General features: G+C 43.7%; 27 protein-coding genes. 22 read left to right on the forward strand and 5 right to left on the reverse strand.

Features of this window, described 5'->3' with window-relative positions; genetic code table 11:
• The first annotated feature begins 93 nt into the window (after positions 1–93).
• The 16 genes from ispC to rfaD all read left to right on the forward strand — a co-directional run bounded on the left by ispC (position 94) and on the right by rfaD (position 16977).
• Positions 94–1299: a 1-deoxy-D-xylulose-5-phosphate reductoisomerase gene (gene ispC / locus Q0203_RS04180; RefSeq protein ID WP_297929779.1), complete on the forward strand. Its 1206-nt coding sequence runs from the start codon at positions 94–96 to the stop codon at positions 1297–1299.
• A 22-nt stretch (positions 1300–1321) separates the two neighbouring features.
• On the forward strand, positions 1322–2041 hold the full coding sequence (uppS, locus tag Q0203_RS04185) for a polyprenyl diphosphate synthase (RefSeq protein ID WP_209363109.1): 720 nt from the start codon (positions 1322–1324) through the stop codon (positions 2039–2041).
• 14 nt (positions 2042–2055) lie between these two features.
• Positions 2056–2925 carry a phosphatidate cytidylyltransferase gene (locus Q0203_RS04190; RefSeq protein WP_297929781.1) on the forward strand — a complete coding sequence of 290 codons (870 nt, stop codon included), beginning with the start codon at positions 2056–2058 and terminating at the stop codon, positions 2923–2925.
• 10 nt (positions 2926–2935) lie between these two features.
• Complete coding sequence (rseP, locus tag Q0203_RS04195; protein ID WP_297929783.1) at positions 2936–4267, forward strand: sigma E protease regulator RseP; 1332 nt, start codon at positions 2936–2938, stop codon at positions 4265–4267.
• A 34-nt stretch (positions 4268–4301) separates the two neighbouring features.
• A complete protein-coding gene (bamA, locus tag Q0203_RS04200; RefSeq protein WP_295975632.1) occupies positions 4302–6707 on the forward strand; it encodes an outer membrane protein assembly factor BamA in 2406 nt (801 codons plus the stop codon).
• Between the two features lie 104 nt (positions 6708–6811).
• Positions 6812–7399 (forward strand): OmpH family outer membrane protein, encoded by a 588-nt coding sequence (locus Q0203_RS04205; protein ID WP_297929785.1) that lies wholly within the window; start codon positions 6812–6814, stop codon positions 7397–7399.
• On the forward strand, positions 7399–8430 hold the full coding sequence (lpxD, locus tag Q0203_RS04210; protein ID WP_297929787.1) for a UDP-3-O-(3-hydroxymyristoyl)glucosamine N-acyltransferase: 1032 nt from the start codon (positions 7399–7401) through the stop codon (positions 8428–8430). Before Q0203_RS04205 ends, lpxD begins: the two co-directional genes overlap by 1 nt.
• 130 nt (positions 8431–8560) lie before the next feature.
• Positions 8561–8971 (forward strand): 3-hydroxyacyl-ACP dehydratase FabZ, encoded by a 411-nt coding sequence (fabZ, locus tag Q0203_RS04215; RefSeq protein WP_048750176.1) that lies wholly within the window; start codon positions 8561–8563, stop codon positions 8969–8971.
• 19 nt (positions 8972–8990) lie between these two features.
• Complete coding sequence (lpxA, locus tag Q0203_RS04220; protein WP_290521576.1) at positions 8991–9779, forward strand: acyl-ACP--UDP-N-acetylglucosamine O-acyltransferase; 789 nt, start codon at positions 8991–8993, stop codon at positions 9777–9779.
• A 79-nt stretch (positions 9780–9858) separates the two neighbouring features.
• A complete protein-coding gene (gene lpxB, locus Q0203_RS04225) occupies positions 9859–11043 on the forward strand; it encodes a lipid-A-disaccharide synthase (protein WP_295975620.1) in 1185 nt (394 codons plus the stop codon).
• Complete coding sequence (gene rnhB, locus Q0203_RS04230) at positions 11036–11635, forward strand: ribonuclease HII (RefSeq protein WP_297929789.1); 600 nt, start codon at positions 11036–11038, stop codon at positions 11633–11635. Before lpxB ends, rnhB begins: the two co-directional genes overlap by 8 nt.
• 38 nt (positions 11636–11673) lie before the next feature.
• Positions 11674–13536, forward strand: coding sequence for an SLC13 family permease (locus Q0203_RS04235; protein ID WP_297929792.1), 1863 nt, complete (start codon positions 11674–11676; stop codon positions 13534–13536).
• Positions 13537–13553: 17 nt separating this feature from the next.
• Positions 13554–14162 (forward strand): CDP-alcohol phosphatidyltransferase family protein, encoded by a 609-nt coding sequence (locus Q0203_RS04240; RefSeq protein WP_297929794.1) that lies wholly within the window; start codon positions 13554–13556, stop codon positions 14160–14162.
• Between the two features lie 10 nt (positions 14163–14172).
• Positions 14173–14805 carry a lysophospholipid acyltransferase family protein gene (locus tag Q0203_RS04245; protein ID WP_297929796.1) on the forward strand — a complete coding sequence of 211 codons (633 nt, stop codon included), beginning with the start codon at positions 14173–14175 and terminating at the stop codon, positions 14803–14805.
• Positions 14805–15734: a phosphatidate cytidylyltransferase gene (locus Q0203_RS04250; RefSeq protein ID WP_297929798.1), complete on the forward strand. Its 930-nt coding sequence runs from the start codon at positions 14805–14807 to the stop codon at positions 15732–15734. The genes Q0203_RS04245 and Q0203_RS04250 overlap by 1 nt, the downstream gene beginning before the upstream one ends.
• 316 nt (positions 15735–16050) lie before the next feature.
• Complete coding sequence (gene rfaD, locus Q0203_RS04255) at positions 16051–16977, forward strand: ADP-glyceromanno-heptose 6-epimerase (RefSeq protein ID WP_297929799.1); 927 nt, start codon at positions 16051–16053, stop codon at positions 16975–16977.
• A 117-nt stretch (positions 16978–17094) separates the two neighbouring features.
• Here rfaD and Q0203_RS04260 read toward each other — a convergent pair whose 3' ends face one another.
• Positions 17095–17541, reverse strand: coding sequence for a GNAT family N-acetyltransferase (locus tag Q0203_RS04260; protein WP_295975599.1), 447 nt, complete (start codon positions 17539–17541; stop codon positions 17095–17097).
• A gap of 174 nt (positions 17542–17715) precedes the next feature.
• On the opposite strand from Q0203_RS04260, the gene tpiA reads away from it, so the two are divergent.
• The 3 genes from tpiA (at position 17716) to glpE (ending at position 19605) form a co-directional block, all read left to right on the forward strand.
• Positions 17716–18507: a triose-phosphate isomerase gene (gene tpiA, locus Q0203_RS04265; protein ID WP_290521583.1), complete on the forward strand. Its 792-nt coding sequence runs from the start codon at positions 17716–17718 to the stop codon at positions 18505–18507.
• Positions 18508–18669: 162 nt separating this feature from the next.
• Entirely contained in the window at positions 18670–19230 is a 561-nt protein-coding gene (locus Q0203_RS04270; RefSeq protein WP_021615704.1) for a TIGR00645 family protein, read from the forward strand.
• Between the two features lie 24 nt (positions 19231–19254).
• Positions 19255–19605, forward strand: coding sequence for a thiosulfate sulfurtransferase GlpE (gene glpE, locus Q0203_RS04275; protein WP_290521584.1), 351 nt, complete (start codon positions 19255–19257; stop codon positions 19603–19605).
• Here glpE and Q0203_RS04280 read toward each other — a convergent pair.
• Entirely contained in the window at positions 19575–19892 is a 318-nt protein-coding gene (locus Q0203_RS04280) for a DUF5389 domain-containing protein (RefSeq protein ID WP_297929802.1), read from the reverse strand. The two genes, glpE and Q0203_RS04280, sit on opposite strands and share 31 nt — an antisense overlap.
• 41 nt (positions 19893–19933) lie before the next feature.
• On the opposite strand from Q0203_RS04280, the gene Q0203_RS04285 reads away from it, so the two are divergent.
• Both Q0203_RS04285 and Q0203_RS04290 read left to right on the forward strand, forming a co-directional pair.
• On the forward strand, positions 19934–20803 hold the full coding sequence (locus Q0203_RS04285) for a rhomboid family intramembrane serine protease (protein ID WP_297929803.1): 870 nt from the start codon (positions 19934–19936) through the stop codon (positions 20801–20803).
• Between the two features lie 61 nt (positions 20804–20864).
• Positions 20865–21620 (forward strand): DeoR/GlpR family transcriptional regulator, encoded by a 756-nt coding sequence (locus Q0203_RS04290; protein ID WP_297929805.1) that lies wholly within the window; start codon positions 20865–20867, stop codon positions 21618–21620.
• 106 nt (positions 21621–21726) lie between these two features.
• Here Q0203_RS04290 and ftsX read toward each other — a convergent pair whose 3' ends face one another.
• Genes ftsX through ftsY form a run of 3 tightly spaced genes read right to left on the reverse strand, consistent with a single transcriptional unit; the run spans position 21727 to position 24905 of the window.
• Entirely contained in the window at positions 21727–22662 is a 936-nt protein-coding gene (gene ftsX, locus Q0203_RS04295; protein ID WP_297929806.1) for a permease-like cell division protein FtsX, read from the reverse strand.
• An 8-nt stretch (positions 22663–22670) separates the two neighbouring features.
• Positions 22671–23321: a cell division ATP-binding protein FtsE gene (gene ftsE / locus Q0203_RS04300; protein WP_021615710.1), complete on the reverse strand. Its 651-nt coding sequence runs from the start codon at positions 23319–23321 to the stop codon at positions 22671–22673.
• A 39-nt stretch (positions 23322–23360) separates the two neighbouring features.
• The gene (ftsY, locus tag Q0203_RS04305; protein WP_297929807.1) at positions 23361–24905 is read right to left on the reverse strand and encodes a signal recognition particle-docking protein FtsY; all 1545 of its coding nucleotides are present in this window, start codon (positions 24903–24905) and stop codon (positions 23361–23363) included.
• Between the two features lie 79 nt (positions 24906–24984).
• Between ftsY and rsmD the strand changes: the two genes are divergently transcribed.
• Entirely contained in the window at positions 24985–25581 is a 597-nt protein-coding gene (gene rsmD / locus Q0203_RS04310) for a 16S rRNA (guanine(966)-N(2))-methyltransferase RsmD (protein ID WP_297929809.1), read from the forward strand.
• The last annotated feature ends 21 nt before the right edge of the window (positions 25582–25602 follow it).

Consider the following 25602-nt stretch of genomic DNA (forward strand, 5'->3'; position numbering starts at 1 on the left):
CATCAGACGCAGTGCCTTACTGCGTCTTTTCTTATATGGGCGGATGAGGTTTTCATACTGCCCGAAAAATTGACAAAGTGCGGTCGAAATTTTATGCAAAAAAAACAAAAGGTCGTGATTCTTGGCGCGACAGGTTCCATCGGTAATAGCACCCTTTCTGTGATTGAACACAATCCGGAAAAATATGAAGCGTTTGCTTTAGTTGGGGGTTCCAATGTGGATGCCATGTTTGAAAAATGCGTGAAATTTCGACCGCACTTTGTTGCTTTGGCAGATGAAAGCGCAGCAAAACATTTACATGAGAAAGTGGCTGCGCATCAGCTCCCGACGCAAGTATTTGCCGGTCAACAAGCGATTTGTGAATTAAGCGCGCATCCTGATGCGGATATGGTCATGGCGGCGATTGTTGGTGCGGCAGGTTTATTGCCAACGTTGTCAGCAGTGAAAGCCGGTAAAAAAGTTCTGCTGGCAAATAAAGAAGCCTTGGTTACTTGCGGTCAGATTTTTATTGAGGCGGTAAAACGCTATGGCGCGCAATTATTACCGGTGGATAGCGAACATAATGCGATTTTCCAATCTCTGCCACCACAAGCTCAACAACAAATCGGATTTTGCCCGTTGGCAGATTTGGGTATCAGTAAAATCGTGCTGACCGGTTCGGGTGGGCCTTTCCGTTATACGGAGTTAAGCGAATTTGACAGTATTACACCGGAACAGGCGGTGGCACATCCTAACTGGTCTATGGGCAAGAAGATCTCTGTGGATTCCGCAACGATGATGAACAAGGGGTTGGAGTATATTGAGGCTCGTTGGTTGTTTAATGCGACAGCTGATGAAATGGAAGTGATTATTCACCCACAATCCATTATTCACTCCATGGTGCGCTACATTGATGGCAGCGTTATCGCGCAAATGGGGAATCCTGATATGCGCACACCGATTGCGGAAACTATGGCGTATCCGCACCGCACTTTTTCCGGCGTAGCGCCGTTAGATTTTTACCAATTAAATGGGCTGACTTTTTTAGCGCCGGATTATCAACGTTATCCTTGTTTGAAATTGGCGATAGAAGCTTTTGCGGCAGGACAGTATGCGACTACAGCCATGAATGCGGCGAATGAAGTGGCCGTACAAGCCTTTTTAGATCGCCAAATTAAATTTACGGATATTGCCAAACTGAATCAGGCTGTCGTGGAACAAATGCCGTCGCAACAAATCAAACAGATTGATGATGTGTTGGAGGTGGATCGTGCTGCGCGTGAATATGCACGACAACAATTGGCACATTGGTCACACTAATATTTTGCATTGAGAAGGGATAATGACAGAATTAGATCGGAATAATATTCCGCAACACGTTGCGATTATCATGGACGGCAACGGGCGCTGGGCGAAGCAACAAGGGAAAATGCGCGTTTTTGGGCATAAAAACGGCGTGGCGGCAGTACGTGAAGCCGTGTCTTATGCTCGCAAAATCGGGGTGAAATATTTAACCTTATATGCGTTTAGCAGCGAAAACTGGAATCGCCCCGAGCAGGAAGTGAGCGCATTGATGAATTTATTTATGCAAGCGCTTGATTTTGAAGTGAAAAAACTGCATAAAAATGACATTCGTTTGAAAATTTTAGGCGACATTTCCCGTTTTAGCGCAGGCTTGCAGGAAAAAATCAAAAAAGCGGAAAAATTAACGGAAAATAACACCGCACTTACGTTAAATATTGCCGCAAATTATGGCGGGCGCTGGGATATTGTTCAGGCGGCACAGCAGTTGGCAGAACAGGTTCAAGCGCAACAGCTTAACGTCGCAGACATTAATGAAGCTTTATTGCAGCAACATTTGGTGACGAAAGATGAGCCTGAAGTGGATTTATTAATTCGCACCAGCGGTGAACAACGCATTAGCAATTTCTTGTTATGGCAAACCGCCTACGCGGAATTATATTTTTCCGATGTACTGTGGCCGGATTTTAATGAAGCCGAGTTTCATCAGGCGATTTTATCTTATCAACAACGTCATCGCCGTTTTGGCGGGACCGAATAATTGAGGAATATATTGTGCTTAAACAACGAGTTATTTCGGCAATTGTGTTAATTGCCCTTGTCTTTACCGCATTATTTTTATTTTCACCTTATTATTTTGCTCTCGCCTTGGGCGTTGTCGTCGTGTTGGGCGTTTGGGAATGGACACAGTTCTTTAATTTCAAACAACCCACTTTTTGGCGCTATGCAATCACTGGCTTAAGTGCTGCCTTTTTATTCCTCTGGATCTATGGGGAAGGCAATTATTTAGATGCCGGCCGTGTATTTGAACTGTATGCGCAGCCGATTTTATTAGGCGCAGTTATTTGGTGGCTGGCGGCCTTATTTTTTGTAGTGACCTACCCGAAAAGTAGTGCTGTTTGGGGCAAACATTCCGTTTTACAATTCTTTTTCTGTTTCTTCACCCTTATTCCATTTTTAATTGGCGTATTATTACTACGTTTAGATCATTATGTGGCAGCGCCTTATCACGGCATTATGCTGTTGTTGTATGTGTTTATTTTGGTTTGGGTAGCGGATTCCGGTGCATATTTTGTCGGTCGTAAATTGGGTAAACACAAATTGGCACCGAAAGTGTCTCCGGGAAAATCTTGGCAGGGGGCGATTGGCGGTTTGGTGATGGCAGGTATTGTTGCAGCCATTTTTGTGAATGTGGCGCAACAAAGTTTGACCGCGAATGTCTCATCCGGAGCCTTTATTGGTCTGTCTGTGGCAACGGTTGCCATCTCTATTTTAGGCGATTTAACGGAAAGTATGTTTAAACGCCAAAGCGGTATTAAAGATAGCAGTCATTTAATTCCGGGACATGGTGGTATTTTGGATCGCATTGACAGCTTAACCGCGGCGGTTCCATTCTTTGCCTACTTCTATTTCTTTGTACTATAGGATTGGCGATATGGCATTTTTGTGGTCAACCGTTTCATTTCTGATTGTGATTGCCGTTTTAGTGACGGTACATGAATATGGTCATTTCTGGGCGGCACGAAAGTGCGGTGTGAAAGTCCATCGTTTTTCTATTGGTTTTGGCAAAGTCATTTGGTCGCGTACCGATAAACAAGGGACAGAATTCGCCGTGTCGGCCATTCCGCTTGGGGGCTATGTCAAAATGCTGGACGGACGCAATGAAGAAGTGCCTGATACCTTAAAATCTCAGGCCTTTGATCATAAAACGGTCGCTCAGCGCGCATTTATTATTGCCGCCGGTCCGCTTGCGAATTTCTTGTTTGCCATTTTTGCTTATTTTCTCGTTTATTCCATTGGCATTCCGAGTATTAAGCCGGTAATCGATGAGGTTCGTCCCCAATCGATTGCTGCAATGGCACAAATACAGCCGAACACCCAAATTACGGAAATTGATGGCGTTTCAACCGCTGATTGGGAAACCATTAATATGTTGTTAGCCACCAAGTTAGGGGAAAGCAAAGTTGATCTGACATTAGTGGAATTTGGTTCTAACATTGAACAGCATAAAACTTTAGATTTATCCAACTGGACGTTTGATCCTGAGAAACAAAGTGCATTCGGATCCCTCGGTATTGTACCGGTGAGAAGTAAAGTGGATATGATACTCTCTAAGATTACTGAAAATTCACCGGCAGAAAAAGAAGGATTACGAAAAGGCGATAAACTCTACTGGTCGGATAACAGTAAAATTGAGTGGCATACGTTTCTAGAAAAGGTTCAAGAAGGCAAGCCATTAACCCTAAAAGTAGAACGTGATGGTGTGTGGTTTGATAAAACACTTACACCAGAACTGAATGAAAAAAAACGCTGGTTTGTGGGAATTTCCCCGACTTTTTATCCCTTGGCTAATGAATATCGCACTGAATTAAAGTATGATATGCTTGAAGCCTTACAAAAAGGGGTAGAAAAGACCTTTCAACTCTCTTGGTTAACGATTAAAGTCATCGGGAAATTAATCACCGGCAATTTGTCTTTGAATAACTTAGGCGGTCCAATTTCCATTGCCAAAGGGGCAGGTGCCTCTTCTGAAATTGGCCTGATTTATTACCTGAGTTTTATGGCATTAATTAGTGTTAATTTGGGTGTTATGAATTTGTTTCCATTGCCAGTACTGGATGGGGGACATCTTGTCTTTTTGGTGATGGAAGCGTTGAAAGGAAAACCAGTTTCCGAGCATGTGCAGAATGTGAGTTATCGAATTGGTGCTGTCTTGTTATTGATGTTAATGGGACTTGGACTAATTAATGATTTTTTACGTTTATAACTAATTACGTATCTTATACAGGATAAAATTTACGATGAAAAAACTCTTAATTGCAAGCCTCTTATTTGGTTCGACGAGTGTTTTAGCCGGCACCTTTGTCGTACAAGATATTCGTGTTGATGGCGTTCAGTCCACTACTGAAAACAGTATTATCGCCAGTTTACCGGTACAGGTTGGGCAAAAAATCAACGACGCCAATATTGCCGATGTCGTACGTACGCTTTTCTTAAGTGGCCAATATGATGATGTTCGAGCTTCTCAACAAGGCAATACGCTTGTCATTTCAGTTACACCGAAATCCATTATTTCCGATGTAATTTTAGAAGGAAATAAAACCATTCCGGATGAAGCACTAAAACAAAATTTAGATGCTAACGGCTTCCAAAAAGGGGAGATATTAAATCGTGAAAAATTAGAAACATTTCGTGCAACATTAGAAGATCACTATCACAGTGTTGGTCGTTATAATGCGCAAGTAAATACGATTGTCAATCCGCTACCGAATCATCGTTCCGAAATTAAATTGCAAATTAAAGAAAACGATGTGGCATTGCTTAAAGAGCTCAATTTTGTCGGCAACCACGTTTTTAGTAAAAGCAAACTGCAAGATCAAATGGAGTTGCAACCGGATGCGTGGTGGAAACTTTTCGGTAATAAATTTGATCCGAGCCAATTCAACAAAGATCTCGAAGCCATTCAAAACTATTATTTTGACCATGGCTATGCCAAAGCGAAAGTAACCGGCACCGACGTGCAGTTAAATGATAAGAAAACAGAAGCCCGCGTCACCATTAATATTTCTGAAGGTGATAAATACACGGTGAAAAACGCACGTATTCTCGGTGATTTAGGCGGTATGAAAGATCAGTTGGCACCAACATTAAATCAAATTCACCTTGATCAATATTTCCGTGGCAGTGATGTACACGCTGTTGAAGACAGCATTAAATCTATTTTAGGTGAAAAAGGCTATGGTAGTGCCCAAGTGAGTGTACAGCCGGATTTTGACGATCAAGATAAAAGCGTTAATTTAAGTTTCGTTGTTGATGCCGGCAAACGTTATTCTGTGCGCCAAATCCGTTTTGAAGGAAATACTGTCACTGCCGATAGCACATTACGCCAAGAAATGCGTCAACAAGAAGGCAGTTGGTTATCCACCGACTTAATCGAACTCGGTAAAGTGCGGTTAGATCGTACCGGATTTTTTGAAACCGTAGAAAGCCGTACCGAACCGGTTGAAGGCAGCAGTGATGAAGTGGATGTGGTGTACAAAGTCAAAGAGCGTAACACCGGTAGCATTAACTTCGGGGTTGGTTATGGTACGGAAAGCGGTTTAAGCTATCAAGCTAGTATCAAACAAGAGAACTTCCTTGGTATGGGATCATCCTTAAGTCTTGCCGGTTCCCGCAATGACTACGGAACCAGTGTTAACTTAGGTTATACCGAACCGTATTTCACGAAAGACGGTGTGAGCTTGGGTGGAAATATCTTCTTTGAAAACTATGACAACTCAAAAAATAGTAATTCCGCTGCTTATACAAGAACAACTTACGGTGGCAATGTCACTTTAGGTTTCCCAGTGAATGAAAATAACTCCTATTATGTGGGTTTAGGCTATGTTTATAATAAATTGAAAAACATTACGCCGGAATATAGCCGCGCGCTCTACCTAGCCTCAATGAATTATGATAACTGGGCATTCCGCTCCCATGACTATGATTTTTCTTTCGGTTGGAACTACAACAGCTTAAATCGTGGTTTCTTACCGACCGAAGGGGTCAAAGCCACCTTTGGTGGAAGAGTGACCATTCCTGGTGCTGACAATAAATACTATAAACTCAATGCAGATGTTCAAGGATTCTATCCGCTAAATCGCGATCAAACTTGGGTATTATCCGGTCGTTTAGGGGCATCCTATGCTAATGGCTTAAGCGGTAAACGTTTACCGTTCTATCAAACCTATACTGCCGGTGGTATCGGTAGTTTACGTGGTTTTGCTTACGGTGCAGTAGGTCCACAAGCGATTTACATCAATCCGCGCGCTTGTAACCCGGCTAGTGTAACCACCAAATCCGAGTGTTATAGCCTACTTAACGGCGATATCGTTGGAGGTAATGCAATGACATCTGCCAGTGTAGAATTGATCATGCCAACACCTTTTGTTTCGGAAAAAAGCCAAAACTCCGTGCGCACATCATTATTTATTGATGCTGCAAGTGTATGGGATACGCATTGGAAAGCTGAGAAAAATCAATTTGCTCACTTAAGCACCAAGCTACCTGATTATGGCGATCCGTCACGTATTCGTTCTTCTGCCGGTATTGCCTTCCAATGGCAATCACCAATCGGTCCGCTAATCTTCTCTTATGCTAAACCGATTAAGAAATACGAAAATGATGACATTGAACAATTCCAATTTAATGTCGGTGGTTCATTCTAATTTAATGAACTTAAGTTAATTAATAAACTCTAATCACTTGTTTGTGCCAATGTTGCATTGGCACAAATTAATTTTTTTAATCTATAAAAAAGGAAATTTTACTCATGAAAAAAGTCATTAAACTTGTTCTTATTTCAGCCATTTTAATTTTCACTTCTCGTTTAGCCATGACAGAAGAAAATATTGCATTTGTGAGTGCAGATTATCTCTTCCAAAATCACCCTGAACGTAAAGCAATCGCAGCAAAATTAGAAACAGAATTCAAAGCGACTGTGGAAAAATTGACAGAAAACAAGAAAAAGGTCGATGCAAGAATTGCGGATGTACAGAAAAAAGTAGAAGCAAAAGTCGCTGCATTACAAAAAGATGCACCAAAATTGCGCGCTGCCGACATCAAAAAACGTGAAGATGAAATTAATAAATTCGCCAGCACCGAACAAGCGACAATCAATAAGTTAGTGGCAGAACACGATCAACAAGTTCGTATCTATCAAGATAACTATGCAAAACGCGAAAACCAAGAAACCTCTAAATTGGTTGAAAGCATTCAAGCCGCAACTAACGCCGTGGCAAAAGAAAAACACTACACCATCGTATTAGATGATCGTTCCGTTGTCTTTGCGGCAGACGGTAAAAATATCAATGATGATGTTCTAAAAGCGATTTCCGCAGCAGCTGCGAAGGCTAAGTAATGAGATCCTATTCTCTTTCAGAATTAGCACAACAAATCGGCGCTACCATTCGTGGTAACGCCGATGTTGTTGTGAGTAATATCGCTCCCTTAGATAAAGCAGAAAAACATCAACTAACATTTATTTCTAATGCCAAATTCCGTGAAAAACTGGCACAGTCAAAGGCCGGTATTTTGGTGGTATCTGAAGCGGATGTGGAATTTTGTTCACCGGAAAGTAATTTGCTTATCGTGAAAGATCCTTATGTTGCCTATGCAAAATTAGCACAATATATGGATACCACACCAAAAGCGGCAAGTGGAATTGCAAAAAGTGCGGTCATTTCTGACGATGTTTTGTTAGGTGAAAATGTCTCTATCGGTGCAAACAGTGTCATTGAATCCGGCGTTGTGCTTGGTGATAACGTGGTGATTGGCGCAAATTGTTTTATTGGTAAGAACACCAAAATTGGCGCGCACACCCAACTTTGGGCGAATGTATCCGTATATCATGAGGTGGAAATTGGCCAGCATTGCTTGATTCAATCCGGCGCAGTCATTGGTAGTGATGGCTTTGGTTATGCCAATGAACGCGGTAAATGGATTAAAATCCCGCAAGTAGGACAAGTGATTATCGGCAATCACGTGGAAATTGGTGCTTGCACCTGTATTGACCGTGGCGCATTAGATGCAACCGTGATTGAAGATAACGTGATTATCGACAACCTTTGTCAAATTGCTCACAACGTGCATATTGGCACGGGGACCGCGGTTGCGGGCGGGGTGATTATGGCGGGCAGTTTAACCGTGGGACGTTATTGTTTAATTGGCGGCGCGAGCGTGATTAACGGGCATATGGAAATCTGTGATCAAGTGACGGTTACCGGCATGGGGATGGTGATGCGTCCGATTACCGAACCGGGTGTGTATTCTTCCGGTATTCCGCTCCAAACCAATAAAGAATGGCGCAAAACGGCGGCATTGACGCTTGGCATTGATGGTTTAAATAAACGCATTAAGGCCCTTGAGAAAAAATTGAAATCAGATGAGTGATGTTTCGTTCATTTTGTGTTGATGAGTTAAATAACGTATAATTTAACGTGTATTTTTTGTTTCTTATTTAATATTGAAAGGTAATCCCGTGACTGAACAAACCTCAAGAATTATCGAATCTCACGAAATTATGCAATTATTGCCACATCGTTATCCATTTTTGTTAGTGGATCGCGTGATCAATTTTGAAGAAGGCAAATGGTTGACTGCGATTAAAAATATCAGTGTGAATGAGCCTTGTTTTACCGGCCATTTCCCGGGAAATCCGATTTTGCCGGGGGTATTAATTCTTGAAGCCATGGCGCAGGCTATGGGTATCTTAGCTTTCAAAACCCATGAGTTAGCCGGTGGTGAGATTTTCTATTTCGCCGGTGTTGACGAAGCTCGCTTTAAGCGTCCGATTGTTCCGGGCGATCAAATGGTATTACACGTTGAAGTGATTAAAGAAAGACGTGGTATTACTGCCTTTACCGCTACGGCAACCGTTGATGGTGAAGTGGCCTGTGAAGCGAAACTAATGTGTGCTCGTCGCGCAGCATAATTCAGTTAAGGGGATAAATATGATTCACCCAACAGCCAAAGTTCATCCGCAGGCTATTGTTGAAGAAGGTGCAAAAATTGGTGAGAACGTGGTTATCGGCCCGTTTACCATCATCGGCAAAGATGTTGAGATCGGCAAAGGTACCATTGTCCACTCCCATGTTGTGATTAATGGTCATACACGAATCGGCGAAGATAATGAAATTTATCAATTTGCTAGCATCGGTGAGGTAAACCAAGATCTTAAATATCAGGGCGAGCCGACACGCGTTGTGATCGGTAACCGTAACCGTATTCGTGAAAGTGTCACCATTCATCGTGGTACCGTGCAAGGTGGCGGTGTGACGAAAATCGGTGATGATAACTTATTCATGATTAACGTCCATATTGCACATGACTGTGTGATTAAAAACCGCTGTATTTTAGCCAATAACGCTACCCTTGCCGGACACGTGGAATTGGACGATTTCGTCATTGTCGGCGGAATGTCTGCGATTCACCAATTCGTTGTTGTAGGCGCTCATGTGATGTTGGGTGGCGGCTCCATGGTCAGCCAAGACGTGCCTCCTTATGTTATGGCGCAAGGCAACCATGCTCAACCGTTCGGCGTGAACATTGAAGGGTTAAAACGTCGCGGTTTTGATAAACCGACGATGCATGCGATTCGTAACGTTTATAAAATGATTTATCGTAGCGGTAAAACATTAGATGAAGTGATGCCGGAAATTGAACAAATTGCCGCAACTGAATCGGCGATCAGTTTCTTCTTGGATTTCTTTAAACGTTCTACCCGCGGCATTATCCGTTAATCCTTTTAATCAATTCATCCATTGCCGACCGCTCTTTTCTATGACTAAAAGAGCGGTCGTTTTTTTCAGAGTTTTGACTATGCCAAATTCAATATCCCTCAATCATTCTCCAACCATTGCAATCATCGCGGGCGAAGTCTCCGGTGACATTCTCGGTGCGGGTTTAATTCACGCCCTGAAAGCGCGTTACCCGAATGCTAAATTTATCGGTATTGGCGGTGAACGCATGATTGCCGAAGGATTTGAAACTCTGTTTGATATGGAAGAGTTATCCGTGATGGGATTGGTGGAAGTGCTGAAACATCTACCACGCTTACTCAAAATCCGCCGTAGCATCATCGAGCAATTATCGGCATTAAAACCGGATATTTTCATTGGCATTGATGCGCCGGATTTTAACTTGAACGTAGAACTGAAACTCAAACAACAAGGCATTAAAACCATCCATTATGTAAGCCCATCGGTATGGGCTTGGCGTCAGAGACGGGTATATAAAATTGCCGCGGCCACCAATTTGGTGCTTGCCTTTTTGCCTTTTGAAAAAGCCTTTTATGATCGCTTCAATGTGCCTTGTCGTTTTATTGGGCACACTATGGCGGATGCTATTCCGTTGAAACCCAATCGTGATGACGCCTGCCAATTACTGAATTTAGATCCTGCGCAGCGTTATGTGGCGATACTGGTGGGGAGTCGTGGTTCAGAGGTGGAATTTCTGAGTGAACCTTTCTTACAAACTGCGCAACTGCTACATCAACGCTATCCGGATGTTAAATTTCTTGTGCCGTTAATTAATCAGAAACGTCGTCAGCAATTTGAACAAATCAAACAATGCGTTGCGCCGGAATTGGATATGATTTTATTGGACGGCAATGCTCGCGCCGCCATGATCACAGCCGAGGCAACCTTGCTCGCATCCGGTACGGCTGCGTTAGAGGCCATGTTATGTAAATCCCCGATGGTAGTGGGGTATCGCATGAAACCGTTCACTTATTTCTTAGCCAAACGCTTGGTAAAAACTAAGTATGTTTCTTTGCCAAATTTGCTGGCAGACGAAATGTTAGTGCCGGAATTAATTCAAGAAGACTGCAATCCAACGAATTTGGCAGAAAAATTGTCCCACTATTTAAGTGAGGACAAAAGTGCGGTGCAAAATCGCCACGTTTTATTACAGCGTTTTGCTGAATTGCACCAAATGATCCAATGCAATGCCGATCAACAAGCTGCTCAGGCGGTGATTGATTTATTGGAGCCATCTCATGGATAAGTTTGTGTACCCACAGGGCTATGAACTCATTGCCGGTGTAGATGAAGTAGGACGCGGGCCGTTAGTCGGTGCCGTGGTGACGGCAGCGGTGATTTTGGATCCGAATAAGCCTATTGAGGGACTTGCCGACTCTAAAAAACTGTCGGAAAAAAAACGTGTATTGTTGGCGGAAGAAATTAAGCAAAAAGCCTTTGCGTGGGCGCTTGGGCGAGCGGAACCACATGAGATCGACGAGTTGAATATTTTGCATGCTTCCATGCTTGCCATGGAACGGGCGGTAAAACACTTGAAAATTCAACCGCACTTTGTGTTGGTAGACGGCAATCGGATTCCGCCGAATTTGTCGATACCTGCTCAAGCCGTTGTTAAAGGGGATGCTTTAGTGGCGGAAATTAGCGCAGCGTCTATTTTAGCAAAAGTCGCACGGGATCAGGAAATGTTGGAATTGGATCAACAATATCCGCAATATGCCTTTGCGCAACACAAAGGCTACCCAACGAGATTGCATTTGGAAAAAATTGCTGAGTTTGGCCTTTTACCGCAGTACCGTCGCAGTTTTGCGCCTGTTAAAAAATTATTAGAATCGCTATAATTTAATTTGTATTTGCACACTTGAGCACGGAGGGCACCATGAATCAATTCACCAGCTTACTTGATTCTTTCCGTCCGGAACCTTGGGTATGGGTGCTATTGTTGCTCATTGCTTCCGTGATTCTCTTCATTCATAACCGCATTCGCATGGACGTCGTCGCTATTTTGGTGATGTTGGCGTTCAGCCTCAGTGGCATTTTAACCGTACAAGAAGTGTTTGCCGGTTTTAGTGACCCCAATATTATTCTGATTGCCTTATTGTTCATCGTCGGGGAAGGCTTGGTTCGCACCGGTGTGGCGTATCAAGTGAGTGAATGGCTGTTAAAAGCCTCTCATAACAGTGAAGCACGTGTATTAGTTTTCATGATGTTAGCCGTGGCAGGTCTGGGGGCTTTCATGAGTTCCACGGGGGTCGTGGCCATTTTCATTCCTGTGGTGCTGATGATTTGCCGCCAAATGAATATCTCTCCGAAACGTTTGATGATGCCACTGAGCGTTGCCGGGCTTATCAGCGGTATGCTGACGTTGATTGCGACAGCGCCCAACCTCGTGGTGAATGCAGAGTTGGTACGCAAAACGGATATGCGTTTGAAATTCTTCGATTTTACGCCTATTGGTTTAGTGATTTTGTTTATGGGGATCGGCTATATGCTGGTTGCCCGTCATTGGTTAAAGTCCGATAAAGAAAATGAAACAAACAGCATGGATAAACGTTCCATGACTGATTTGATTCATGAATATGGTTTGCAACAACGCACACAGCGTTTTGTGGTGAGAAAAGGCTCCCCGCTTATTGGTAAAAATCTGGATGAATTACATTTACGTTCTAAATTTGGTTTGAACGTGTTGGCGATTGAACGTTGGAAGCGTTTTCGCCCGATATTTATTTCGGCACTTGGTTCCTCAGAAGTGCGTGAAAAAGACATTTTATTGATGGATAGCAGCGATCCTGAACTCAATTTGAAAGCATTTTGTCAGGAATATAATCTAGAACGGGCGGAAATTCGTGCACAGTCTTTTTCTGAACAAGCCAGTTCTATTGGCATGGCGGAATTGATTTTAGTGCCGGATTCCGACTGTATCGGAAAATCGACTGAGGAACTTGCTTTTCGCTCCAAATACGGTTTGAACGTGGTGGGCATTAAGCGTGACGGAGAAGTGCTTGGTGGGCATTTTGTCGAAACTCCCTATAAAGCCGGGGATTTATTGCTGGTGATTGGTGATTGGAAACTCATCCAGCAAATGCGTAGCCACAGCAAAGATTTCTTTGTGTTGAATTACCCGACTGAAATCACCCGTGCCGTGCCGGCGCAAAGCCAAGCCCCTTATGCCTTGTTGAGTATTTTAGTGATGGTGCTGTTAATGGTGACCCGCCTCGTGCCAAATGTGGTTGCTGCGCTCATTGCTTGCTTGATGCTAGGCTACTTCCGTTGCGTAGATAGCAAAAGTGCCTATGAGTCCATTCACTGGTCAAGCCTTGTACTAATTGTCGGGATGATGCCATTTTCGTTAGCTTTACAGAAAACCGGCGGGGTGTCGGTGATTGTCGAGTTAATGCTGAACTTAGTAGGCGGCATGGGCAAACATTGGATTTTAATTAGCCTATTTATTCTCACTGCCGTTGTCGGTTTATTCATTTCTAACACAGCGACTGCAATTTTGATTGCGCCAATCGCCATTACAATGGCACATCAACTCAATTTATCCCCGATGCCATTTGCGATGGTGGTGGCCATCGCTGCTTCTGCCGCGTTTATGACGCCGGTGTCATCGCCGGTGAATACCATGGTTTTCGGCCCCGGCGGTTATAAATTTGCTGATTTTATCAAAGTCGGTGTGCCGTTCACTCTTTTAGTGATGTTAGTGAGCGTGTTTCTTATTCCTTTACTTTTTCCTTTTTAAGGTTTGAGGAGAATGTGATGAGTATTTATGATCTGAAACCCAAATTCCAAAATCTATTACGTCCTCTCGTGATAAAGCTCGAACAACGTGGTGTGACTGCCAATCAAGTCACCTTAACCGCGTGTGCCATTTCTGTTATTTTAGGGCTAATTTTGACCGCACTTTCCGGGTATCATTGGCTTTTTATTTTGATTCCTATTTGGTTGTTCGTGCGCATGGCACTGAATGCCATTGATGGTATGTTAGCGCGTGAATTTAACCAAAAATCCCGTTTGGGCGGATACCTGAATGAAATCACTGATGTCGTGTCTGACGCCGCATTATATTTGCCTTTCGCTTTTGTCCATCCTTTTGATGCGTTACAAATCGGCTTGATCATTTGGTTGTCGGCATTGACGGAATTTTGTGGTGTGCTCGGGCAAGTGCAAGGAAAAACACGTCGTTATGATGGCCCGTTAGGCAAAAGCGATCGGGCATTTTTGTTCGGTTTGTTGGGCTTGGTTTATGTTTTCGTCCCGGTTTTACCGGATTTTCTCTATTGTCTGCTTTGGGTTGACATCATTCTGTTAATTGTAACTTGTGTCAAACGCGTGAAGTCTGGCTTGGCCGAAGTGGGTAACGAATAGGAGCGTGATTATGTTAGCCAAATTGATTGATTTTCTCTTATGTCGTTTCACCTCCTTTATCACCGGTGTTCGTCCGCAAAAAAATGTGGAACAGCAATCCGCGGATAAACATCGTTTGTATTTTGCCAACCATAACAGCCACGGTGATTTTATTTTGTTGTGGGTCTCTTTGCCTTATCAAGTGCGCAAAAACACCCGTCCGGTTGCCGGTGCGGATTATTGGACAAAAGGGCCGATTCGGCGTTTTTTGGCATACAAGGTGTTTAATATGTTGCTGATTGAACGGGGCGGCGATAACCCGCAAGCCATTACCCAACAAATTAGCGATGCCCTGCAACATCATTCTCTGATTATTTTCCCTGAAGGCACCCGTAAAATGGACGACGATGTGGCGCTACAACCTTTCAAAAGTGGTTTGTATTACATCGCAAAGCAAAACCCACAATTAGAACTTGTGCCGGTATGGATTAGTAATATGCATAATGTTTTGCCGAAGGGTTTTGTGGTGCCAATTCCGCTGTTGTGCGATTTATACATGGGAGCGCCGCTCTTCTACCGTGAGACGGAAGACAAAACCGATTTCTTGAACCGAGCCGAACAGGCACTATTAAGTTTAAATTTAACCGAAAAAGGGAAAGCATAATGGAAATATGGCAACTGTTTGGTGGGTTAATTATCACCTTAATTATTGCGTCATCAATCGGTTATGGATTGAAATTCAAAGTCGGCTTTTCTACACCTCATGCGGTAATTGATAATCTTAACGCACGCATTAATGCCTGGTGGGTAATGATCTTAATTATCTTTGCCGCCGCGGCATTGGGTTTTTATGGCGTGATCGGGTTATTTTTTGTCATTTCCTTCATGGCATTGCGTGAATTTTTATCGTTGCTTTATATTCGTCGTGGCGATCATCTCGCACTTGCCGCTTGTTTCTACGTCATTCTGCCTCTTCAATATTTTTTAGTAGCAATTGACTGGTTCAGTATGTTCACCATCTTCATTCCGGTGTATGGCTTTCTATTTTTGCCAATCCTCTCCGCCTTGTTGGGCGACACGGCGCATTTTTTAGATCGTTCCACCAAAGTGCAATGGGCATTGATGATCAGCGTCTTCTGCATTTCCCACATCCCGGCAATCCTGACATTGGATATTGAAGGTTTTGAAGATAAAAAACTGCTATTGATGATTTTCTTGATTTTAGTGGTGCAATCCAGCGATGTGTTGCAATACGTATGGGGCAAGTTATTCGGCAAACACAAAATTGCGCCAAAACTCTCGCCATCCAAAACCATAGAAGGTTTTGTGGGCGGCGTCGTCAGCGCCAGTGTGCTGGGAGGCTTGCTCTATTGGCTTACGCCGTTTAACCCGGTACAAGCGGTGTTAATGAGCTTATTAATCTGCCTTATGGGCTTTTTAGGCGGCTTAGTGATGTCCGCTATGAAACGCAGCATGGGCGTAAAAGACTGGGGAAATATGATTAGTGGCCACGGCGGTATGCTAGATCGTATGGATTCCCTTTGCTTTGCTGCGCCGATTTTCTTCCATGTGGTGAGATATTATTGGGCTTAGCACGTTAAACCTCATGTTTTAGACTTTGTTGCGTATGCTGGGGGGAGGCTATCGGCGAATGTTGTCGGCACATTGAGCGCCTTTCTCTTTTTCGTTACAATAGGTTACCGTTTTATGTACATCAGCGTATGAGGCATGAACACGCGAAGACATAGTGAGCAGCGTATTGCCATTGATATCGCAAGTCGGCTAAATTGCTTCTATATTTAATTTAAAAGTGCGGTTAAAAAATACGGTAAATTTTTACCGCACTTTCATTTCGGTGGGCGGAATGATTCCCTTTCGTTCCATGTTTATCTCGTAAAAGGACACAACTATGATTATCGTAACCGGCGGCGCAGGCTTTATCGGCAGCAATATCGTCAAAGCATTAAATGACATGGGTCGTAAAGACATTTTAGTGGTAGATAACTTAAAAGACGGCACAAAGTTCATTAATTTAGTGGATTTAGACATCGCCGATTATTGCGACAAAGAAGACTTTATCGCCTCCATTATCGCCGGCGATGATTTAGGTCACATTGATGCCGTTTTCCATGAAGGAGCATGTTCTGCCACCACCGAATGGGATGGCAAATACATCATGCATAACAACTACGAATATTCCAAAGAGTTGTTGCATTACTGCTTAGATCGCCAAATTCCGTTCCTCTACGCGTCCAGTGCCGCCACTTACGGCGACAAAACCGAGTTCCGTGAAGAACGCGAATTTGAAGGTCCGTTGAACGTGTACGGCTATTCCAAATTCTTATTCGACCAATATGTACGCGCTATTTTACCTGAAGCCCAATCACCGGTGTGCGGCTTCCGTTATTTCAACGTGTACGGCCCACGTGAAGGCCACAAAGGCTCTATGGCAAGCGTGGCGTTCCACTTAAATAATCAAATTCTCAAAGGTGAAAACCCGAAACTCTTCGCCGGTAGCGAACACTTCCGCCGTGATTTCGTATATGTAGGCGATGTCGCCGCAGTGAACATTTGGTGCTGGCAAAATGGCATTTCCGGTATTTTCAACTGTGGTACCGGCAACGCGGAATCTTTCGCTGAAGTAGCAAAAGCGGTGATTAAATTCCACGGCAAAGGCGAAGTGGAAACCATTCCATTCCCAGAACATTTAAAATCCCGCTATCAAGAATACACGCAAGCGGATTTAACTAAACTCCGCGCCACCGGCTACGATAAACCGTTTAAAACCGTCGCGGAAGGGGTGGCGGAGTATATGGCGTGGTTAAATCGCCGATAATAGATAAAAAAATCGTGCTACGTTTGTTGAACGTAGCACGAGAATCGTTTTTCTTCTAAAGTGCACGATGTGCATCCTTTCAATATCGCGTTACTGCGTTGAATATCAATGAATGCTTTATGCTAACGCGACTTCCAGTTCAAACACCATTTTATGTGGGATTGCCCTGAACCCTTCATCTTCCAACAAATGATGCTGTTGAATATCTTGTTCTACGACCAAGCGCGTGGATTGCGTGTAGCTGACGAATTCTTTGGCTTTGGCGATAAGTGCGGTGTAAATTTCATTCGTTTTCTCGCTCTGACGAACAAAAATATCCGTTAATTGCCAATAACGTTGTAATTGCAGCGAGGAAAGGCGAGGATAAAGCTGAATAAAACCGAGTGCTTGTTGAGATTGATCGAGGGCGAGAAAAAAAATACTTTCGCCAAAACGAATACGATTGGAAAGAAAGGTGAGTGTGCGCTCCGGGTTCTCCGCCATGCCCCGAGAAAGACGATATTCTTCAAATAACGGTAGCAGAATTTCTAGGTTCCATTGTTCAGCTTTAAAAATTTTAATCATGAGAAAATCGGTCATTTTTTGTTAAATTTATACAGTAGATTGTATCTTTTTAGTGCAAAAGAATCATCTGTTACCAAGAAAATTTTTTAGAACGACGCTCTTTTTTACCGAAAAAGAGGGATTTTTTGCTATAGTAGCTACAGTTTTTATTCAATCAGATTAAGGAGAAACAAAATGGCTCGTCGTCCTCTCGTTATGGGTAACTGGAAATTAAACGGTAGCAAAGCCTTCACTCGTGAATTGATCACCGGCTTAAAAGAAGCATTACACGGTGTAACCGGCTGTGATGTGGCAATTGCCCCACCGGTCATGTATTTAGCGGAAGCAGAAAAATTATTATCTAACTGTGGCTGCAGTTGCGGTGGTCAAAATATCATCCAATTAGGCGCACAAAACGTGGATGTGAATGTGAAAGGTGCTTTCACCGGTGATATTTCCACTGAAATGTTGAAAGATTTTGGCGCGAAATACATCATTATTGGTCACTCCGAGCGCCGTACTTATCACAAAGAAAGCGATGAATTCGTGGCGAAAAAATTCGGTGCGTTAAAAGAAGCCGGCTTAGTGCCGGTATTATGTATCGGGGAATCCGAAGCGGAAAACGAAGCGGGTAAAACTGAAGAAGTCTGTGCGCGTCAAATTGATGCCGTCATCAATCTCTTGGGCGTAGAAGCCTTTAACGGTGCGGTGATTGCGTATGAACCAATTTGGGCAATCGGTACCGGCAAATCTGCCACTCCGGCACAAGCACAAGCCGTGCACGCATTCATCCGTGGCCACATTGCGAAAAAATCCCAAGCCGTTGCTGATCAAGTGATCATTCAATACGGCGGATCTGTAAACGATGCGAATGCGGCAGAATTGTTTACCCAACCGGATATTGACGGCGCATTAGTGGGTGGCGCGTCCTTAAAAGCCCCTGCCTTTGCCGCAATCGTAAAAGCCGCAGCAAACGCGAAGAATTAATTTATTCTCGTTAACTAAAAGAAAATCGCGAAAGAACCGCACGTTAATTGAATTTAAAGTGCGGTTCTTTTTTATTTTAAAACGCAAAAAATATTGAAAACTTAGCAAAAAACGGTTAATTTTGCGCCCTTTTGAATTTATTTCTATTTTAGGGGAAAAATTATGCAACAAACCACGATAAAACAAACAGATACACAACAAACCAAATCGCATTATGAGCCAACCGCAATCAGCAAAATTATTTTTGCCAGCCGTTGGTTACAACTACCAATTTACCTCGGCTTAATTATCGTGCAGGGGATTTATGCGTATAAATTCATGAAATCGTTATGGGAGTTGATTGTCAACCTGAACGAAATGGATTCCAATACCATCATGCTGGCGGTGTTAAACCTGATTGATGTGGTAATGATTGCGAATTTATTAGTCATGGTGATTATCGGCGGTTATGAAATCTTTGTCTCCAAGCTCCGCACACGCGGACACCCGGATCAGCCGGAATGGTTGAGCCATGTCAACGCCTCCGTGTTGAAAGTTAAATTAGCCATGTCGATCATTAGTATTTCATCTATTCATATGTTACAAACCTTCGTTAACGCAACGAATATGCCGGAAAAAACGATGATGTGGCAGTTATTGTTGCATTTAGGTTTCTTGGCGTCAGCGATTGCCATGGCATATACGGATAAAATTCTTTATAGTACAAGCCACAAATCACATTAATAAATCAAAAAAATGGTAAGACGAATGACGGAATGTATTGAAATTACGCCGCAACAAGCTTGGGAAATGCTTCAACATGACGATGCGGCTGTATTAGCCGATGTGCGTGATGCGCAAACCTTTAGCTATGCCCATCCCAAAGGCGCGTTTAATTTAACGGAAGCCACTTGGCCACACTTTGAGGCGTTGTATGATTACGATCAGCCGATCATTCTCAGTTGCTATCATGGTATTAGTAGCCGTAACGTGGCAGCCTTTTTGCTGCGTAACGGCTATGAAAAGGTGTATAGTCTGCAGGGCGGTTTCGCCGCGTGGGAAAAGGCGAACCTACCGTTAGAGACTGGTTATGCGTTAAACCCAACAGAGGCGATGTAATAGAAAATGCCGTAAAAAATAACCGCACTTAACGCCAAACCTCTGCGGGCAAAAGCCGGGTGGCGTTGATGGAGTTTATAGAAAACACGCGCCACGATGCCAAGGAGAAAAGGATAGACCCAAAGAAAAACGGACATGGCGGTGATTTGGTTGTCGCTGAGATGCGTATTATTCAATAAGTGCGGTGAAATTAGCATCGCTAACGGCCACAAGAATATCGGGAAACAAAAGGCCGCAATTGCCCACGTAAAGGGGCTGAACTCTGATGGCAAATTTTGATTTCTCATTTTTTCTCCATACGTAAAATTTTGGAACAGGAATATAGCAAATGCAGCATTTGTTTGGTAGTGAAATCCCATCGTTAGCACAGCATTTCCGTGATGAAATTGCAAAAAAATATCACGTTGAACTCGTCATTCAAGAAACTCAAGATGCACAAGGCAATGTGGTTTATGATGTATTTCTCCCACAAAATTCACCGCACTTTGACGCCATCATTGCGGAAAGCGAAAGCTTCTTACAGGCATGGTTGGCGCAACAAAACGCCCGTGCGTGGCAACAAAGCAACGACAACACTCACGTTCATGCAGCATCCCTCCCCTCCTCTCACTTAAATAAGGCTTCTATTTTTTCTTATCTTCAACAACAAAAAATCACTGTGATCATCACCGCACTTTGTGTCGTCATTTATCTTTTTATGCTTTTCGGTTTTGCCGAACCCATTTTATTGGCAACGCATTTCCCCGAAGAGACGACGCAAGAAAGTGAAGTTTGGCGTTATTTCACGCACACCTTAGTGCATTTATCCAATATGCACATTTTGTTTAATCTTACTTGGTGGTGGATTTTTGGTGGGGCGATTGAGCGTCAATTAGGTTCTTTAAAACTGCTGCAAATTTACTTCTTTGCCGGCGTGATAAGCGGCATAGCGCAAAATCTTGTCAGCGGTCCGGCATTTTTCGGCTTATCCGGTGTTGTCTATGCGGTGTTAGGCTATGTGTTTGTGTTGGATAAAATCCATAAACAAACCGTTTTTGCATTGCCGGACGGCTTTTTCAATATGTTACTCATCGGGATTTTACTGGGCTTTGCCGGCCCGTTGATCGACATTCAAATCGGCAATACGGCACATATTTCAGGATTGTTGGTGGGCATGGGACTCGCTTGGATGGATCGAAAAATTCGCGTTAAGTCGTGATTTCCCCCATTAAATACGCTACATTGGCACGCAAAATCTTGCGAAAGAAGGAAAAGTGATTATGAAACAATCTCTTCGTCATCAGAAAATTGTTGAGCTGGTCAAACAAAAAGGCTATTTAAGCACAGAGGAATTGGTGGCTTTATTTGGTGTGAGTCCGCAAACCATTCGGCGAGATTTAAACGAACTGGCGGAAACCAACTTTATCCGCCGTCATCACGGTGGCGCAGCCTCGCCTTCTACGGCGGAAAATAGCGATTATCACGATCGCAAACACTTTTTTTCTCAAGAAAAAAACCGTATTGCAAGACAGGTTGTACAGCTCATCCCAAACGGTGCATCGTTATTCATTGACATCGGCACTACCTCCGAAGCCGTTTCCTTTGCATTATTAGAGCATCAACGATTACGCATTGTAACCAACAATCTTAATGCTGCGCACATTCTGATGCAAAATGATTCCTTTGATATTACCATCGCCAGTGGTTCCCTACGCCAAGACGGAGGCATTATCGGAGAATCCACCGTGGAATTTTTATCACAATTTCGCTTAGATTTTGGTGTGTTAGGCATTAGCGCCATTGATTTAGACGGTACCTTATTGGACTATGATTATCACGAAGTGCAAGTGAAACGTGCCATTATTGATAATTCACGCAACACGTTGTTAGTGACCGACCATTCTAAATTTAGCCGCCGCGCGATGGTGAAACTGGGTTCGATTACGGATGTGGAATATGTTTTCACCGACTCGGATGTGCCAGCAGGGATTGATGAATTATTAAAAAATAAAAACGTCAATCTTGTGATTTGTTAATGCGACATCCTCCCCTAGAAATTCGGCGAGAGACACAGAGAAAATAGCCATAAAAAAGACCGCACTTTTTATCAAGTGCGGTCTTTTTCTTTTGTGTTTTTATCGTCTAACCTTTCTTATCTAACAAGCGAATATAACGTGTTGCTGATAGCCATGCGCCGATATAGCCCATCATCATGCAAACAATTAGCAAGAAAAGAAATTCGGCAAAACTGAGGCCGTTTAAATGAAAGCTCACGGCGAAAATGTCAGTCACATATTTCACCGCCCCGGTGAAATAGCCAATCACCAAGCTACTGAAAATCGCCGCCAAAATGCCACCTAACACCGCATAAATCATGCCGGTATAAAGAAATGGACGGAGGATAAATTGATCGGTCGCACCGAGCAATTTCATCACTTCAATGTTCGCTTGATTGCTGTAAACGTCAGCACGAATACTGTTGCCGATCACCAAGAAAACGGCAACTGCCATCAGCAGCGTACAGAAAATCGCCACATGCGCCACTAACCACGTCAGTGCGGTCAGTTTTTCTAACCAATCGTTATCTAAACGCACTTCTTGAACACCTTTGATTTTATCCAAGCTTTCCCGTAATTCATTGCGTTTTTGCGACTCGTTAAAGGCTTTAGTTGGTTTAATCATCACCACCGCCGGCAATGGATTGTCATCTAACACATCCAGTTCTTCGTTAAAACCCGACCATTGACGAAATTCGCTTAAGCTTTCCTTACGAGAAATGTAATTGAGCGACTCTACGCCCTCTTGCTGACGGATTTTTTCCACCACCAAATTGGCATCGTCTTCTGACAAGTTTTTATGTAAATACACGGTCAGTTCACTTTCCGGATAAAACTGCGTGGTGGCGTCATGAATATTTTTCCAAAGCAGGTAGCTTACAGTTGGAATCGTTAATGACACAGCGATCACTAACACGGTGATGAGCGTGGCAAATTTACGTTGATATAAATCAGCAAACACGGCACGCAGGGAATACAGGGCTTGGGCGCCAAAAGGCAAACTAAAACGACGGGAATTCATGTTACCTCCTAACGCAAATAACCTTGCTCAAGCACAAGGCAAGGCTTAGGTTTTTGTTGAACAATGCTAATGTCGTGCGTGGCAATTAAGACGGTCATGCCAAGACGATTAAACTCTTCAAATAAATTGAAAATCTCAAAAGACAGTGCGCTGTCCAAATTGCCGGTGGGTTCATCGGCTAACAATAATTGCGGTTTATGTACGATAGCGCGGGCAATATCCACCCGTTGTTGCTCGCCGCCCGACAAATGCGCTGTGGAATGATGCGCGCGATCACGCAATCCCACACGATCCAATGCTGCCAACGCACGACTATTGGCATCTTTCGGGTGTTGTCCGGCAATAATCAACGGCAGCGCCACGTTATCCAAGACGGAACGATCGGATAATAAACGATAATCTTGATGCACCATGCCGATTTGACGGCGCAAAAACGGCACTTCATGACGAGATAAGCGGGTAATATCATGCCCGTTAAACCAAATTTGCCCGCCATTGGCACGTTCCATGCCCATAATTAATTTCAGCAGGGTACTTTTCCCCGCACCGGAATGCCCCACCAAGTAGGTCATACTGCCTACCGGTAAATGAAAGCTTAACCCTTGCAGCGCCGGTTTTCCGCCCAAATACGCTTTACTCACATTTGCAAATCGAATCATTTTTCTTCTCTAAAAAACACGTCATTTTTGAACCGCACTTTATTCCTCTTCATGAGCAAATAAAGCGTCAATAAATTCTTCTGCGTTAAATTCGCGTAAATCTTCAATTTTTTCGCCTACGCCAATGTAGCGGATCGGCAAATTAAATTGGTCGGCAATGGCAAAAATCACGCCGCCTTTGGCAGTGCCATCCAATTTGGTTAAGCTGATGCCGGTAAGCCCAACGGCTTCATTAAATAACTTGGCTTGGCTAATGGCATTTTGACCGGTGCCCGCATCCAGGGTGAGCATAATTTCATGCGGCGCACTTTCATCGTATTTTTTCATCACGCGTACGATTTTCTTCAGCTCGTCCATCAAGTTATTTTTATTTTGTAAACGACCGGCGGTGTCGGCAATAAGCACATCAATATTACGTGCCGCCGCTGATTGCATCGCATCAAAAATCACCGATGCCGAATCGGATCCCGTACTTTGCGCCACCACCGGAATGTGATTACGTTCACCCCACACTTGCAACTGCTCTACTGCGGCGGCTCGGAAAGTATCACCCGCCGCCAACATGACGGATTTGCCTTCCATTTGGAATTTACGCGCTAGTTTGCCGATAGTGGTGGTTTTACCTACGCCATTCACCCCCACCATTAAAATCACATAAGGCTTTTTGCTGCCATCAATGCGTAATGGTTGCGCCACCGGTTTTAGGATCTCGCCCATTTCCAGTTTAAGTTGTTGGTATAAGGTATCTGCGTTTTGTAACTGCTGACGGGTCGCATGTTGCGTTAAGTTGTTGATAATTTTTGTGGTGGTCGGCACACCGATATCGGCAATGAGAAGTTGTTCTTCCAATTCTTCAAACAATTCATCATCGATTTTTTTACCAAGAAAGAAACTGCGGAAGCCTGCCCCGATGTTTTGTTTGGTTTTTACCAAGCCTTTGAGTAATCGACTGAAAAAGCCACCTTCGCTTGGTTTTTCCTGTGTTTCTACGATGTCAGCAACGGCGCTTTCTTCTTCGTGTTCTTCCGTTTCCACGACAGATTCATCTTCAATATCCACCGTACTTTCGATTTGTACTTCTGCTTCACTCTCAGAAAGTGCGGTTGAATTTTCTAGCGTTTCTTCAATAGATTGAGTTGACTCATATGATGGCGCAAGCTCAGAAGATGGCGCAAGCGTCCACGCTTGTGCCGCCGGGTTTTCCTCTTGAGAGGTCTCTACTTGAACGTCATGGCTTTCAGGCGCAGGCATAGTAAAAGCTTGTTCAACCGATGGCGCACGCTTCATAGCGTGTGCCTCATCTTCTTCCGATTGCGTTATTTCAGATTGAGCTTCATGAAGTTCAGGCACAAGCGTGGACACTTGCGCCATCAATGTCTCTTCTGTTGATGGATTTTCGCGCGCAGTTTCATCTAAAAGTGCGGTTGTTTTTTCCGCTGTTTCTTGTGCTGCGTCTTGTATTTCGGGTTCATGAGGAAGCTGTTTTTGTGATTCCGGTTCTTTCGGTTCCGTTGATGCTTCCTGTTTATTTTTGCCTAATCCGAACCAAGACCAAAATCCGCCTTTTTTCTTTTCATCTGACATAAATTGCCCACTCTTGTTTAAACTTGATAAAATGCCGCTCATTCTAGCAAAAAAACACATCATTTTCCTGCCGATTTATATGAAAAAAGCAACAACACAACACAGCACGAAAGGCGAAGTGCGCATTATCGCCGGTTTATGGCGCGGGCGAAAATTGCCTGTGCTACCCTCCCAAGGCTTGCGCCCTACCGGAGATCGTGTAAAAGAAACGCTATTTAACTGGCTAATGCCCTACATTGTTGACAGTGAATGCTTAGACTGTTTTGCCGGTAGCGGCTCTCTTGGCTTTGAAGCGCTTTCGCGCCAAGCGGCAAAGGTGACGTTTCTGGAATTGGAAAAAGCCGTGGCACAACAATTAAACAAAAACATTCAAACCTTGAAATGTGCCGATCGCGCGCAAGTCGTCAATCAAAACAGCCTGCACTTTTTAAATCACCCACAAAATCAACCGCACTTTGATGTGGTCTTTCTCGATCCGCCCTTTCATTTTAATTTAGCCGAGCAAGCCATGACTCTATTAGCGCAAAACAACTGGCTGCGCCCGCAAGCCTTGGTTTATGTGGAAACGGAAAAAGGCAAGGAACCGAACATACCGGAAAACTGGATGGTGTTAAAACAAAAAGACAGCGGGCAAGTGAGTTATCGACTCTATCAAGTTGAAAATACGGTAGCCTGACTAAACGCCGTTATTCAGAAC

This window comes from uncultured Aggregatibacter sp., from assembly GCF_938046485.1.
Lineage (GTDB): Bacteria > Pseudomonadota > Gammaproteobacteria > Enterobacterales > Pasteurellaceae > Aggregatibacter.

Excerpts from the sequence above, each read along its gene's own strand:
- ispC (WP_297929779.1), top strand. The coding sequence starts at position 94 with ATGCAAAAAAAACAAAAGGTCGTGATTCTTGGCGCGACAGGTTCCATC.
- uppS (WP_209363109.1), top strand. The coding sequence starts at position 1,322 with ATGACAGAATTAGATCGGAATAATATTCCGCAACACGTTGCGATTATC.
- rseP (WP_297929783.1), top strand. The coding sequence starts at position 2,936 with ATGGCATTTTTGTGGTCAACCGTTTCATTTCTGATTGTGATTGCCGTT.
- bamA (WP_295975632.1), top strand. The coding sequence starts at position 4,302 with ATGAAAAAACTCTTAATTGCAAGCCTCTTATTTGGTTCGACGAGTGTT.
- Q0203_RS04205 (WP_297929785.1), top strand. The coding sequence starts at position 6,812 with ATGAAAAAAGTCATTAAACTTGTTCTTATTTCAGCCATTTTAATTTTC.
- lpxD (WP_297929787.1), top strand. The coding sequence starts at position 7,399 with ATGAGATCCTATTCTCTTTCAGAATTAGCACAACAAATCGGCGCTACC.
- fabZ (WP_048750176.1), top strand. The coding sequence starts at position 8,561 with ATGCAATTATTGCCACATCGTTATCCATTTTTGTTAGTGGATCGCGTG.
- lpxA (WP_290521576.1), top strand. The coding sequence starts at position 8,991 with ATGATTCACCCAACAGCCAAAGTTCATCCGCAGGCTATTGTTGAAGAA.
- lpxB (WP_295975620.1), top strand. The coding sequence starts at position 9,859 with ATGCCAAATTCAATATCCCTCAATCATTCTCCAACCATTGCAATCATC.
- rnhB (WP_297929789.1), top strand. The coding sequence starts at position 11,036 with ATGGATAAGTTTGTGTACCCACAGGGCTATGAACTCATTGCCGGTGTA.
- Q0203_RS04235 (WP_297929792.1), top strand. The coding sequence starts at position 11,674 with ATGAATCAATTCACCAGCTTACTTGATTCTTTCCGTCCGGAACCTTGG.
- Q0203_RS04240 (WP_297929794.1), top strand. The coding sequence starts at position 13,554 with ATGAGTATTTATGATCTGAAACCCAAATTCCAAAATCTATTACGTCCT.
- Q0203_RS04245 (WP_297929796.1), top strand. The coding sequence starts at position 14,173 with ATGTTAGCCAAATTGATTGATTTTCTCTTATGTCGTTTCACCTCCTTT.
- Q0203_RS04250 (WP_297929798.1), top strand. The coding sequence starts at position 14,805 with ATGGAAATATGGCAACTGTTTGGTGGGTTAATTATCACCTTAATTATT.
- rfaD (WP_297929799.1), top strand. The coding sequence starts at position 16,051 with ATGATTATCGTAACCGGCGGCGCAGGCTTTATCGGCAGCAATATCGTC.
- Q0203_RS04260 (WP_295975599.1), bottom strand. The coding sequence starts at position 17,541 with ATGATTAAAATTTTTAAAGCTGAACAATGGAACCTAGAAATTCTGCTA.
- tpiA (WP_290521583.1), top strand. The coding sequence starts at position 17,716 with ATGGCTCGTCGTCCTCTCGTTATGGGTAACTGGAAATTAAACGGTAGC.
- Q0203_RS04270 (WP_021615704.1), top strand. The coding sequence starts at position 18,670 with ATGCAACAAACCACGATAAAACAAACAGATACACAACAAACCAAATCG.
- glpE (WP_290521584.1), top strand. The coding sequence starts at position 19,255 with ATGACGGAATGTATTGAAATTACGCCGCAACAAGCTTGGGAAATGCTT.
- Q0203_RS04280 (WP_297929802.1), bottom strand. The coding sequence starts at position 19,892 with ATGAGAAATCAAAATTTGCCATCAGAGTTCAGCCCCTTTACGTGGGCA.
- Q0203_RS04285 (WP_297929803.1), top strand. The coding sequence starts at position 19,934 with ATGCAGCATTTGTTTGGTAGTGAAATCCCATCGTTAGCACAGCATTTC.
- Q0203_RS04290 (WP_297929805.1), top strand. The coding sequence starts at position 20,865 with ATGAAACAATCTCTTCGTCATCAGAAAATTGTTGAGCTGGTCAAACAA.
- ftsX (WP_297929806.1), bottom strand. The coding sequence starts at position 22,662 with ATGAATTCCCGTCGTTTTAGTTTGCCTTTTGGCGCCCAAGCCCTGTAT.
- ftsE (WP_021615710.1), bottom strand. The coding sequence starts at position 23,321 with ATGATTCGATTTGCAAATGTGAGTAAAGCGTATTTGGGCGGAAAACCG.
- ftsY (WP_297929807.1), bottom strand. The coding sequence starts at position 24,905 with ATGTCAGATGAAAAGAAAAAAGGCGGATTTTGGTCTTGGTTCGGATTA.
- rsmD (WP_297929809.1), top strand. The coding sequence starts at position 24,985 with ATGAAAAAAGCAACAACACAACACAGCACGAAAGGCGAAGTGCGCATT.